The following is a 255-nucleotide window of genomic DNA, read 5'->3' on the forward strand; positions in this document are numbered from 1 at the left end:
AACGTATAAAAATCATTTTCCCCAGCATAACCTGTAATGCTGGCATCTCCATTACTGTCCAGTGAAACCGCAGTGGCTCCCGTTCGAGAGTTACCCGCATCACCACCACTGATAGTGGTACCGTTAATTATATCATTAACAGCAGCGACTGTATTGATACTCAAATTATAATCTGAGGTATTGTTGCCAAAAGGATCGACCTTGACGTAATAGATCTCTCCTGAGGTGAGATTATAGGATATAGATTCACTGGAA

The 255-nt window shown here is 41.6% G+C and carries 1 pseudogene; it reads right to left on the reverse strand.

From position 1 onward, the window contains the following. A pseudogene (locus JWG39_RS16330) lies at positions 1 to 255 on the reverse strand (hypothetical protein); the annotation flags it as partial.

Origin of the sequence: Desulforhopalus vacuolatus (genome assembly GCF_016918505.1) — a bacterium.
Classification (GTDB): domain Bacteria; phylum Desulfobacterota; class Desulfobulbia; order Desulfobulbales; family Desulfocapsaceae; genus Desulforhopalus; species Desulforhopalus vacuolatus.